Raw genomic sequence first — 12,069 nt, forward strand, 5'->3', positions numbered from 1 at the left:
AGCGAGTCTGGACATTTATCAGTTTTTGCGTCAAATTAGCTGATTCATATAACTCAACAAATTAGAATTTACAGTATATGAGTGTCAAAAACATAAAATTCTACCAGTCTTTCTTGCAAGAAAATCTATTATTTTTTGTCCCCCTGGGCTTTATAGAAGATTTCAAGGAGATTTTCTATCAAACCAAAAAAAGTACAGAGAGCCGAAGCTCTCCATACTCTATTATTTTATCTATTATTTCGCCTTCTTCTCAGCGATAGCTGCCTGAGCTGCTGCAAGTCTTGCTACAGGTACTCTAAATGGTGAGCAAGATACATAGTCAAGGCCAATCTTGTGGCAGAACTCAACTGATGATGGGTCACCACCGTGCTCGCCGCAGATACCGATGTGAAGCTTTGGATTGGCAGGTCTGCCAAGCTTGATAGCCATTTCCATAAGCTTACCTACGCCGTTCTGGTCAAGCTTTGCGAATGGATCGTTCTCGAATATCTTGGTGTCATAGTAAGCGTTAAGGAACTTACCGGCATCATCACGAGAGAAACCAAATGTCATCTGTGTAAGATCGTTAGTACCGAAGCAGAAGAAATCAGCTTCCTTAGCTATCTCATCAGCTGTGAGGCAGGCACGAGGAATCTCTATCATAGTACCAACCTCATAGTGAAGGTCTGCGCCAGCTGCCTTAATCTCAGCATCTGCGGTCTCTACTACTATCTTCTTAACGAACTTAAGCTCTTTTACTTCACTTGTAAGAGGAATCATAATCTCTGGAACTACCTTCCAGTCAGGATGCTTCTTCTGTACATTGATAGCGGCACGGATAACAGCTTTTGTCTGCATCTTAGCAATCTCAGGATAGGTAACTGCAAGACGAAGTCCTCTGTGTCCCATCATAGGGTTGAACTCGTGAAGACCTGTTATTATATCCTTGATAGCCTGAACGCTCTTGCCCTGTGCATCTGCAAGCTTCTGAATCTCTTCCTCTGTTGTAGGAACGAACTCGTGAAGAGGTGGATCAAGGAAACGGATAGTAACAGGTGTTCCCTCAAGTGCCTCATAAAGCTGCTCGAAGTCTCCCTGCTGATATGGCAAGATTTTCTCAAGAGCTGCTTCTCTTCCTTCTACTGTATCTGAACAAATCATCTCTCTGAATGCTGCAATTCTATCAGCCTCGAAGAACATGTGCTCTGTACGGCAAAGACCTATACCTTCTGCACCAAGCTCACGAGCCTTCTTAGCATCTGTAGGAGTATCTGCATTTGTTCTAACTCTAAGTCTTCTATACTTGTCTGCCCAAGCCATGATTCTACCAAACTCACCTGCGATAGTAGCATCAACTGTTGGGATTAAGCCTTCATAGATATTACCTGTGGTACCATCGATAGAGATCTCATCTCCCTCGTGGAAGGTCTTGCCGCCAAGAGTGAACTTCTTGTTAGCCTCGTCCATAACGATGTCACCACAACCGGATACACAGCAGGTACCCATACCACGGGCAACTACTGCTGCGTGGGATGTCATACCGCCACGAACTGTGAGGATACCCTGTGCTGACTTCATACCTGAAATATCCTCAGGAGATGTCTCAAGACGAACGAGAACAACCTTCTCACCACGTCCTGCCCAAGCTACAGCGTCATCAGCTGTAAATACTGCCTTACCGCAAGCAGCACCAGGAGAAGCTCCAAGTCCCTTGCCAAGTGGTGTAGCAGCCTTAAGTGCCTTAGCATCAAACTGTGGGTGAAGGAGAGTATCAAGGTTACGAGGGTCAATCATTGCAACAGCCTCTTCCTCAGTTCTCATACCCTCGTCAACGAGGTCACAAGCTATCTTAAGAGCAGCCTGAGCTGTTCTCTTACCATTTCTGGTCTGAAGCATATAAAGCTTACCATGTTCAACTGTAAACTCCATATCCTGCATATCTCTATAGTGCTTCTCAAGTGTAGAGCAAACTTCATTGAACTCCTTGAATGCCTCTGGGAACTTATTAGCCATCTCATCAATGTGCATAGGTGTACGAACACCTGCAACTACGTCCTCGCCCTGTGCATTGGTAAGGAATTCTCCGAAAAGTCCCTTTGCGCCTGTAGCAGGGTCTCTTGTAAATGCAACACCTGTACCGCAGTCATCACCCATGTTACCAAATGCCATAGACTGTACGTTAACGGCTGTTCCCCATGAATAAGGGATGTCGTTGTCACGACGGTAAACATTGGCACGAGGGTTGTCCCATGAACGGAATACTGCCTGAATTGCTCCATAGAGCTGTTCCTTTGGATCAGTAGGGAAGTCCTTGCCAATCTTTGACTTATACTCTTCCTTAAACTGGCCTGCAAGCTTCTCAAGATCCTCAGCTGTAAGGTCTACGTCCTGAGTAACTCCCTTTTCTTCCTTCATCTTGTCGATAAGCTCTTCAAAGTACTTCTTACCAACTTCCATAACTACGTCAGAGTACATCTGAATAAATCTTCTATAGCAGTCCCAAGCCCAACGAGGGTTTCCTGACTTCTCAGCGATAACATGTACAACTTCCTCATTAAGACCAAGGTTAAGAATTGTGTCCATCATACCTGGCATTGAAGCTCTGGCACCTGAACGAACTGAAACAAGAAGTGGATTTTCATGATCTCCAAATTTCTTACCTGTGATTGCTTCGAGCTTTATAATATGCTCGTCTATCTGACCACGAATCTCATCATTAATTTTCTTACCGTCTTCATAGTACTGAGTGCAGGCTTCTGTTGTTACAGTAAAGCCCTGAGGTACCGGAAGTCCGATATTTGTCATTTCTGCAAGGTTTGCACCCTTACCGCCAAGAAGCTCACGCATCTCAGCTTTTCCTTCAGTGAATAGATATACCCACTTTCTTGCCATTGTATTTTCCTCCTGTTGTTACTCTGTAGGACCAGATAATTAGAGTCCTCTCAGAAAAATTTACACTTACCTTCAAAATGTCGACCTAACTCGACACTTCAAGCATAATCTTAACACATTTTATTCTTTATGTCATTATTTTTCATCATAAAACCATGCTAGATTTATTTCGCTTTTTTCGTATATCTTTGGTAGTTTTTACCATATAGTGAGTTTTTTTATTTTTAAAAATAAAATATCTGTGCAATCAGAAATAAAAGCCTAAGTTATTTCTTTTTGCACAGATACCAATTGGTTATGTTAATTTTTGTGTAATTTGCTTGTGCGCATACTTTCCATATCTACTTCTTGATAAGAAGTGACTTTCCTGTCATTTCAGCAGGCTGTGGAAGTCCCATAAGCTCAATGAGTGTAGGGATGATGTCGCAGAGCTTGCCATCCTCTGCAAGACCATACTCTTCTCCCGCATTCACAAGGATGAAAGGCACAGGGTTAGTTGTGTGGGCAGTCCAAGGCTCTCCTGTCTCGTAGTCAATCATCTGCTCGGCATTTCCGTGGTCAGCACAGATGAACATAGCACCGTCAACTTCTTTAACAGCCTCTACCGCTCTTCCTACGCAGGTATCAACTGCCTCTATAGCCTTCACCGCTGCTTCCATGACTCCTGTATGTCCAACCATATCAGGGTTTGCGAAGTTACAGATAATCGCGTCATATTTTCCACTCTTTATAGCATTTACAAGTCCGTCACATACCTCAAATATGCTCATTTCAGGCTGTAAGTCATAGGTTGCAACCTTAGGTGACTTTACAAGGATTCTGTCTTCTCCAGGGAATGGCTCTTCTACGCCGCCGTTGAAGAAGAAGGTAACGTGTGCATACTTCTCAGTCTCTGCGGTACGAAGCTGTGTTTTGCCAAGCTTTGAGAGATACTCCCCAAAGGTGTTATTAACGTCTATCTTGTTGAAAGCAACTGTCTTGTTAGGCATATTTGAATCATAGTCTGTAAAGCAGACAAACTTAGTCTTAATCCTTCCGCCTCTTCTCTCAAATCCGTCAAAATCATCATTGCAGAAAGCCTTTGATATCTCTCTTGCCCTGTCAGGACGGAAGTTAAAGAAGATGATACTGTCATCATTTTTGATAGTAGCAACAGGTGCGCCGTCTCTCTCAATTACAGTAGGTACAACGAACTCATCGGTTACATCACCGCCGTATGAGCTTTCTATGGCAGCCACAGGGTCTGTTGCTGTATTACCTTCACCGTATACCATAGCCTTATATGCAAGCTCCACTCTGTCCCAACGGTTATCCCTGTCCATAGCATAGTAGCGTCCCATTACGGTAGCCACCTTGCCTACGCCAAGCTCATTCATCTTAGCTACAGCATCCGCTACGAAGTCACGACCGCTCTTAGGAGGTGTGTCCCTTCCGTCAAGGAAGCAGTGGAGATAGACCTTATCAAGGCCTTCCTTTTTAGCAAGCTCCAAAAGTCCGTACATATGAGTAATATGGCTGTGTACTCCACCATCAGAGAGTAGTCCCATCAAGTGAAGAGCACTGTTTTTCTCCTTGCAGTTTTTAACTGCCGATAGAAGTGCCTCATTCTTAAAGAAATCTCCGTCCTCTATCTCTTTTGTGATTCTGGTAAGCTCTTGGTATATAATCCTTCCTGCGCCCATATTCATATGTCCTACCTCAGAGTTACCCATCTGTCCGTCAGGAAGACCTACAGCCAGGCCGCTTGCATATCCTTTCTTCCAAGGATAAGTCTTCATAATCATATCGAGATTAGGCTTCTTCGCCTGTGCTATTGCATTATAGTCTTCTCTTTCATTAATTCCAAATCCATCCATTATTAAAAGTACTACCGGTCTTTTAGCCATTATTCTGCTCCTTTCAAGCATAAAACAAACATACCCCTTAGGGTTTTTAACTTGTGCGTTATTATACTATAAAATTATTTAAAACTCAAATGCAAAGATAGAAGTGTCAAAAAATAATAAATTCTCTTGCAAGCAAGCTCTAATCGAATTTTATACTTTTGACACCCACATCGTTATATACATAGGTATACTATGAAATGAGATTTTTGGCAAGTATTTTGATTCCCTCTTCTATCCTATCCTCACTTATATTCCCATAGCCTATCAATATGCAAGCCTCACCGCCTTCAGGGTTTTCCCCTGTCCTGTGCTTTGATAGTCCTACAAGCTTTATCCCACTTTTTTCTGCTCTGCTTACAACTTCTTCTTCGGTCATTTCAAGCTTAAATTTAACCATAAGGTGCATACCTGCATTTCCGCCCATTATCTTTACCTTATCACCAAAGACTTTGAGGGATGTAATCAGCCTGTCATGCCTTGATTTATATATCTTTCTGGTTTTGTTGATATGCCTTTCATAATGTCCTCCAAGGATAAACTCCGTAAGCACAGCCTGATCAATCCTTGGTACCGTACAGGCTAGGAAGGCAAGCTTTTTCCTATATACCTTAAGAAGTCCGTCAGGAAGCACCATGAAGCCTATTCTTATGGCAGGAGCGATGGTCCTTGAAAATGTCCCCAGATAAACCACCTTATTCCCCGTATCTATCGCCTTCAGAGGGGGTATAGGCAGTCCCTTGTATCTAAACTCACTGTCGTGGTCATCCTCTATTATATACCTGCCTTCGTCTTCTGATGCCCAGCCAAGGATTTCTTTCCTCCTCTTTATAGGCATTACAACCCCTGTTGGGAACTGGTGGGAAGGGGTTAGATACACAACTTTTGCCCGAGTGCGGTTAAGCTCGTTTACCTCAAGACCGTTTTCATCAAGGTCTATAGGCAAAACTTTTCGGTTCAATGAGGAAAATATCCTGTAAGCCTGCATGTAGGTAGGGTTTTCCATTGCAATTATACTTTTTTTATCTATCAAATGCTCTAAAAGCTGCAAGAGATAGCCCGTTCCTGCGCCTATTATCATATTTTCAGGCTTTACGATAAGCCCTCTGTATCCAAAAAGATACTTAGCTATAGCCACTCTTAGCTCCTTATCTCCCTGTTTCTCGCCAAGGTTAAAGAGCTCCTCCCCCTTGTCACGCATACATTGCCTATAAAGTCTGTCCCACATCCTATAGGGAAAACTCTCCTTACACAGTGAAAAAGGTGAGAAATCATATTCATACTCTGTTTCAGAATTATCACTCTCATTTTTTATATCGGTAAATTCCTCTTTTTTTTCACTGTTTATCCTGTCTATTTTATTCACATAATAACCGCTTTGAGGGCGGACTTCCACATACCCTTCAGCGTAGAGCTGTTCATAGGCTAGAGCCACCGTACTTCTGCTAATCTGAAGGTTGGCGGAAAGTCCCCTCTCTGAAGGAAGCTTCTCTCCCTCAGTCAGTTCCCCCTCAGTTATAAGCCCTCTAATCTTTAGGTAGAGCTGTTCATAAAGCGGCATTTTATCTCTGGATTTAAGTTCAACTGTAAGCATATTTTCTCCTAATAATCCTTGTCTATATTACATCATCCTAAGCACACATATTCACCTACTATCCACGAAACAGCAACCACGAGAGAGCAAATATTCTCTTATCACCCGACCTTCGTGGACAAGGAGGGAAGCCGGAACATTTTTTTATAACTAATCATAAGATAAACCCGCATTATAATCAAGATAATCTAATGACTTATAATATATTTTGTGAATCTTAAAGTACAAAAATATTTTTGCAAGGATTGCTAAAAGCGCAGCTGTAGCAATCCTGTATCAATGGGTGTCAAATACTTTTGACACCCACATCATTTATATGCATGCATAGGCACTAGCATAGAAATTCAGCCCTCTTGCACTTATACTCTATTCTGTAGTAAAATATAATTTCAGGGATTTTTCTTTTCTCTGATTGTTAAAATATGAGAAAATGGCTATTTCTCATAAAAATAGGAGGACAATATGGTATTATCCTGCAATAACATATCAAAGGAATTTGTCACAGGACCTGTACTTAAAGAGGTCAGTTTTCATATAAATGAGCATGAAAAGGCAGCAATAGTCGGCATTAACGGAGCGGGCAAGTCTACCCTCTTAAAAATAATCATGGGAGAGATGTCTGCCGATGGCGGAGATGTATTTCTTTCAAAGGGCGCTACTGTAGGCTATCTTGCTCAGCATCAGGAGATAAATACCGAACTTACCATTTTCGATGTACTCCTTGAGGTAAAAAAAGATATCTTAGAGCTTTCAGATAAGATGAGGGCTCTTGAGATAAAGATGAAACAGGCTGACGGAGATGCTCTTGACGCTGTATATGAGGATTATTCAAGGGTTACACATGAGTTTGAACTTAAAAACGGTTATGCTTATAAGAGCGAGATTACCGGCATCTTAAAGGGACTGGGCTTTGAAGAGGAGGATTTTTCACGCAAGGTAAATACTCTCTCGGGAGGTCAGAAGACAAGGGTATATCTGGCAAGGCTCTTACTGTCAAAGCCTGACCTCATCTTACTTGACGAGCCTACCAACCACCTTGACATGAAGGCTATTGGCTGGCTTGAGACCTATCTTAAGAACTTTAACGGTGCTGTACTGATAGTTGCCCACGACAGATATTTCTTAGACGGGGTTGCCTCTAAGATAATTGAACTAAATAACGGCAGGGCCACTACCTTTACGGGGAATTATACGGACTATGCCGCGAAGAAAAAGGCTCTAAGGGAGGCTGAGCTTAAGGCTTATCTAAATCAACAAAAGGAAATATCCCATCAGGAGGCAGTTATAGAAAAACTCCGCTCCTTCAACCGTGAGAAGTCTATAAAAAGGGCTGAAAGCCGCGAGAAGATGCTTGATAAAATTGAAAGAATCGATAAACCTCTTGAGCTTGATTCTTCAATGAGCATAAGTCTCAAACCTCATAAGGAGAGCGGCAAGGATGTGCTAACTGTAGAGAATTTAAGTAAGTCCTTTGAGGAAGTCCTTTTTGAAAACTTGAATTTTGAAATCAAAAAGGGCGAAAGAGTTGCTATAATTGGAGGAAACGGTACTGGAAAGACTACCCTGCTTAAGATAATAAACGGAATCACTCCTTGCGATACCGGCAATATAACTCTTGGTACAAATGTTGAGATAGGCTATTATGACCAGGAGCATCAGGTACTGCACTATGATAAATCCCTGTTTGATGAAATATCTGATGACTATCCTTATTTGACCAATACCGAAATAAGGAATGTACTTGCAAGCTTTCTCTTTACCAAGGATGATGTATTTAAGCTTGTCGGCTCCCTCTCAGGTGGCGAAAAGGGGCGTGTGTCCCTTGCAAAGCTTATGCTTTCAGAGGCCAACTTCCTTCTCCTTGACGAGCCTACCAACCACCTTGACATCACTTCCAAGGAGATTCTTGAGGATGCACTTAACAACTACGAGGGAACTGTCCTCTTTGTGAGCCACGACAGGTATTTTATCAATAAAACCGCTACCCGCATCCTTGATTTAACTGGAAAAAGGCTCATCAATTACATAGGAAACTATGACTATTATCTCGAGAAAAAAGAAACTCTTGAGGCCGCCCTATTAGACGAACTTCCTAAGGAAGAACAGCCTGTAACAGCTTCTGCAAACAAGCAGAACTGGCAGACTAAAAAAGAGGAGCAAAAGGAACTTAGGAAAATACAAAATGAGCTTAAGAAGATTGAAGATGAGGTAGCAAAGCTTGAGGAGGCTAACTCAAAGCTAGATGAAGAGCTTGCCAATCCTGAGATTGCCGCAAATGTAGGTAAGCTTATGGAACTCCACAAACAAAAAGAGGCAAATGATGAGTGTATAAATACTCTTCTTGAGCGTTGGGAGGAATTATCCGAAAATGTCTGATACTGTTGTTGATACTATTAGAGTAGACTGCGGGATTATACTTGTACTAAATCCTCCACATACCTATGATGAGTCGATAAATCTAAGGTTTATAAACAAAATTTCAAGGACAGATAAATCTTCTTTCTTATTCCCCTCTCTTTACGCGAGGTTTGACTGTAAAGAAGGAGAAATTGTATCAGATGAGGTCTATGACCTATATGATAGTTTGAAGAGGGATGTAAGTTATGAGAATATCTTTGTCTTTGAAGCCTTGAATCCCCAAACTCCCGCCAATGATGGGCAGAATACACATAGTATTAACTCCCTTACCCAATATGTAAAAGAGGTAATCAAGGCTCAAAACGAGATAAAATCCACCCATATATCAGATGAATTTGAAGCCTTGATGCAAAGCCCCATTTATGGTGATTTTCTTGAAGAATTTGGCTTTACCTCCTCTGAAATCCTTATATTAAAGGGGCTGTTTAAGTATGCTTTTCTAACAGGTATATCTGTCAAGGAACTGATACAGGAAATAAAAGCGAATATAGAAGGAAAAGCTAACAAAAAACTGCTCAGAAAGGAGTTCATCAATGTGCTCAGGCAAAGACTGTCTTAATAAACCATTTTCACATATATATGTTGAATATAAGATAAAGAATCACCCTGTGGCTCAGAAGATTCTTTCTAACTTTAAGAGCAGTACCGTCATTGATATCAGGCATTACAAGGATGTCTTCACGCCTTCAGGACAGAATCTCCTCTTGGCAAAGAATTCTCCCTCCCTTATCCTTGCAAAGAAAGAGGGTAGGCTAATCTATGAAGGCGCTCCTGTTTGTGAAGATTTTGGCAATGAGCATTTCTACTACACTTCTCTTATAATGAACTGTTACTATGACTGTGAATACTGCTATCTATCCGGAATGTACCCTTCTGCAAACATAGTTGTCTTTGTAAATATTAATGATGTATTTAACGAGCTTAAGAGCTTACTAAAGGAACATCCTGTATATATCTGCATTTCATACGATACCGACCTCCTTGCCCTGGAGGGTTTTACTGGCTTTGTAAAAGAGTTTATAAAGTTTACCGCCTGCCATAAGAATCTGACTGTAGAGTGCCGTACAAAGAGCGCCAATATAGGAATCATAAAGAAATATATGGCCGAAGGACTTGATGTGCCTGCTAACTTCATCTTTGCCTGGACCTTATCCCCTGCTTTGATTGCGGAGAAATACGAGCATAAAACCCCTGATTTTACAAGCAGGCTTAAGGCTGTAAAAGAAGCTTCCACGCTTGGTCTAAGCCTTAGACTCTGCTTTGATCCTGTACTTAAAGTCCCTGATTACGAGGTCTTATACGGAGATATGCTTGAGAGGGTATTTAGCGAGATTGCTCCTGACTGCCTGCGTGATATAAGCATAGGCGGCTTTAGGACTTCAAAGGACTTTCTCTCAAAAATGCGAAAGAGGCGTGAAAACTCTGCCATTTTAAGCTATCCCTATGTGCTTGAAGACGGAGTCTATTCTTATGGGCTTAAGGAAAATAAAAAGCTGACCGGTTTTCTCATAGACCGATCAGCTGGTTACATTGATAAATCAAAGATTTTTACTTGGGAATAGTCATCATTTAATAACCACCGTATAAATGGTTCTATTCCCTTTTTTATCTATGGCGTAGAAGGTATATACACCCTTCTTTAGTTTCAGTGATTTCTCATTCTTTTTGTTTAGCTTAAGCTTGGTTCCATTCTTACTCTTGGTAAAGTATGAATCTCCCTTTTTGCCCCTAGCGTATCTTACCAGAGATACATCCTTATCTTTATCACTTATCTTTACAAGAACATTTCCGTCTTTTGTAAAGGAGAGGAAGATTAGAGGTGCCTTCCCCTTTGAAGCCTTATTTAAAGCCTTCTTAAGCTCCTCAGTCTTCTTAGCTTCTTCAGCCTTTTTTGCTTCTTCTAGCTGTTTTGCTTCTTCAGCTTTCTTTGCTTCTTCTAGCTGCTTTGCCTCTTCAGCCTTCTTCTCTTCTACCCTTTTATTCTCAGTCATAAAAGACTGGTAATTGCTCAGTGCATAGGCGTAGGCCCCGTCTGCATTTAACATGCCTCCTGTAGATACCTTGCCCTCAAGCTCAGGAAGCACCTTAACTCCACTTAGTATTGACTGCCTTACCTGACTTAGGGTAATACCCGGAAAATCAGAGTAAAGAAGTGCCGCAGTTCCCACTACATAAGGGGCTGCCATTGACGTACCTGTCATATATGCATAAGGTGAGGACATCTTCCCGGATGCATAGCCAGCATTAAAGCTTGCTGTATCTATTGTACTAAGTATCCTTGCTCCCGGCGCCGCAAGGTCTACATGGTTGTTGCTATAATTTGAGCTAATGTGAAGATTACCATCTGCCTGAAGGTTGGCAACTGTTATGATGTTCTTATACCTGTAGGATGCAGGATATATAGGTCTCGTGTCTATGTTATAGCCTATGCCTGTATTTTCATCTCCGTTACCTGCTGCTACCACAAAGAGCATATCAGAGTCTTTTATGGCTTCCTCAAGGTATCTATCAGGCTTATCCGTACCAAAGCTGAAGTTACATATCGTAGCTCCCATGCTCTCTGCATACTTTATGGCATCAATTATACCCGAGGTGGAGCCTGACTCGTCATCGCCACCAAGCGCCTTAAGTACCATGATTTTCACCGTACTGCCACCAGCTATTCCTGCTACTCCCTTAGTGTTGTTATTGGCAACTATGGTGCCTGCTATATGGGTTCCGTGTGCATCATCCTTGCCATTGTAGATGACATTGTTATCATCATAAAAATTCCAGCCGTTTACATCGTCCACATACCCGTTACCATCATCATCTATGCCATTGCCCGGTATCTCTCCTTTATTTACCCAGAGCACATTTTGCAGGTCTTCGTGACGGTAATCCACACCCGTATCAATGATAGCAACTATGGTTTCACGCCTTCCACCGCTGTACTTTGCACGAGCCTCAGGAAGGCTTATGTCTATACCGCTTACAGCCTTAACGCTTGTAACAGGCTGCTTGACAAGCTTGCCTCCAATCTGCTCGTTGTATTTAAAATCTCCTCTATTCTCCATTCCCCACTGGTAAATGAAGTATTTATCACTAAAACTAACCTTGTCGTCAAATGCCTTGTATACTACTTCTGTAGTATCTGCATAGGCAAGACCCTTATCTAATCCTGCAAAGCTCATTGTATAGAGCCCTATGCCTAATACTGCGGTCATTACTGCTTTTTTAAGTCTCATTTATTCCTCCTTCTTTAATATAGCCGTACAGATTTCCTTAATTGTGCAATATCATAAACCAAAAATAAGTCATATA

General features: G+C 41.8%; 7 protein-coding genes. 3 read left to right on the forward strand and 4 right to left on the reverse strand.

What is annotated here, in order from left to right; genetic code table 11:
* Positions 1-234: 234 nt before the first annotated feature.
* The 3 genes from ppdK to pdxR form a co-directional block, all read right to left on the reverse strand.
* A complete protein-coding gene (gene ppdK, locus ACO6HM_RS07040; protein WP_485390384.1) occupies positions 235-2,871 on the reverse strand; it encodes a pyruvate, phosphate dikinase in 2,637 nt (878 codons plus the stop codon).
* Between the two features lie 341 nt (positions 2,872-3,212).
* Positions 3,213-4,757, reverse strand: a complete 1,545-nt coding sequence (gene gpmI / locus ACO6HM_RS07045) for a 2,3-bisphosphoglycerate-independent phosphoglycerate mutase (RefSeq protein WP_485390385.1) — start codon at positions 4,755-4,757, stop codon at positions 3,213-3,215.
* Positions 4,758-4,947: 190 nt separating this feature from the next.
* Positions 4,948-6,348, reverse strand: coding sequence for a MocR-like pyridoxine biosynthesis transcription factor PdxR (pdxR, locus tag ACO6HM_RS07050; RefSeq protein ID WP_485390386.1), 1,401 nt, complete (start codon positions 6,346-6,348; stop codon positions 4,948-4,950).
* 462 nt (positions 6,349-6,810) lie between these two features.
* Here pdxR and ACO6HM_RS07055 point away from each other — a divergent pair, with 462 nt between their 5' ends.
* The 3 genes from ACO6HM_RS07055 to ACO6HM_RS07065 are packed head-to-tail and all read left to right on the forward strand — an operon-like array spanning position 6,811 to position 10,328.
* Positions 6,811-8,724, forward strand: a complete 1,914-nt coding sequence (locus ACO6HM_RS07055) for an ABC-F family ATP-binding cassette domain-containing protein (RefSeq protein ID WP_485390387.1) — start codon at positions 6,811-6,813, stop codon at positions 8,722-8,724.
* A complete protein-coding gene (locus ACO6HM_RS07060) occupies positions 8,717-9,325 on the forward strand; it encodes a hypothetical protein (protein WP_485390388.1) in 609 nt (202 codons plus the stop codon). Before ACO6HM_RS07055 ends, ACO6HM_RS07060 begins: the two co-directional genes overlap by 8 nt.
* The gene (locus tag ACO6HM_RS07065) at positions 9,300-10,328 is read left to right on the forward strand and encodes a spore photoproduct lyase family protein (RefSeq protein WP_485390389.1); all 1,029 of its coding nucleotides are present in this window, start codon (positions 9,300-9,302) and stop codon (positions 10,326-10,328) included. The genes ACO6HM_RS07060 and ACO6HM_RS07065 overlap by 26 nt, the downstream gene beginning before the upstream one ends.
* A 3-nt stretch (positions 10,329-10,331) precedes the next feature.
* Here the strand turns inward: ACO6HM_RS07065 and ACO6HM_RS07070 are convergent, their stop codons facing one another.
* Complete coding sequence (locus ACO6HM_RS07070) at positions 10,332-11,993, reverse strand: S8 family peptidase (RefSeq protein ID WP_485390390.1); 1,662 nt, start codon at positions 11,991-11,993, stop codon at positions 10,332-10,334.
* Positions 11,994-12,069 lie beyond the last annotated feature (76 nt).

The organism is Catonella sp. (assembly GCF_057250765.1).

Excerpts from the sequence above, each read along its gene's own strand:
- ACO6HM_RS07065 (WP_485390389.1), top strand. The coding sequence starts at position 9,300 with ATGTGCTCAGGCAAAGACTGTCTTAATAAACCATTTTCACATATATAT.
- ppdK (WP_485390384.1), bottom strand. The coding sequence starts at position 2,871 with ATGGCAAGAAAGTGGGTATATCTATTCACTGAAGGAAAAGCTGAGATG.
- pdxR (WP_485390386.1), bottom strand. The coding sequence starts at position 6,348 with ATGCTTACAGTTGAACTTAAATCCAGAGATAAAATGCCGCTTTATGAA.
- gpmI (WP_485390385.1), bottom strand. The coding sequence starts at position 4,757 with ATGGCTAAAAGACCGGTAGTACTTTTAATAATGGATGGATTTGGAATT.
- ACO6HM_RS07055 (WP_485390387.1), top strand. The coding sequence starts at position 6,811 with ATGGTATTATCCTGCAATAACATATCAAAGGAATTTGTCACAGGACCT.
- ACO6HM_RS07070 (WP_485390390.1), bottom strand. The coding sequence starts at position 11,993 with ATGAGACTTAAAAAAGCAGTAATGACCGCAGTATTAGGCATAGGGCTC.
- ACO6HM_RS07060 (WP_485390388.1), top strand. The coding sequence starts at position 8,717 with ATGTCTGATACTGTTGTTGATACTATTAGAGTAGACTGCGGGATTATA.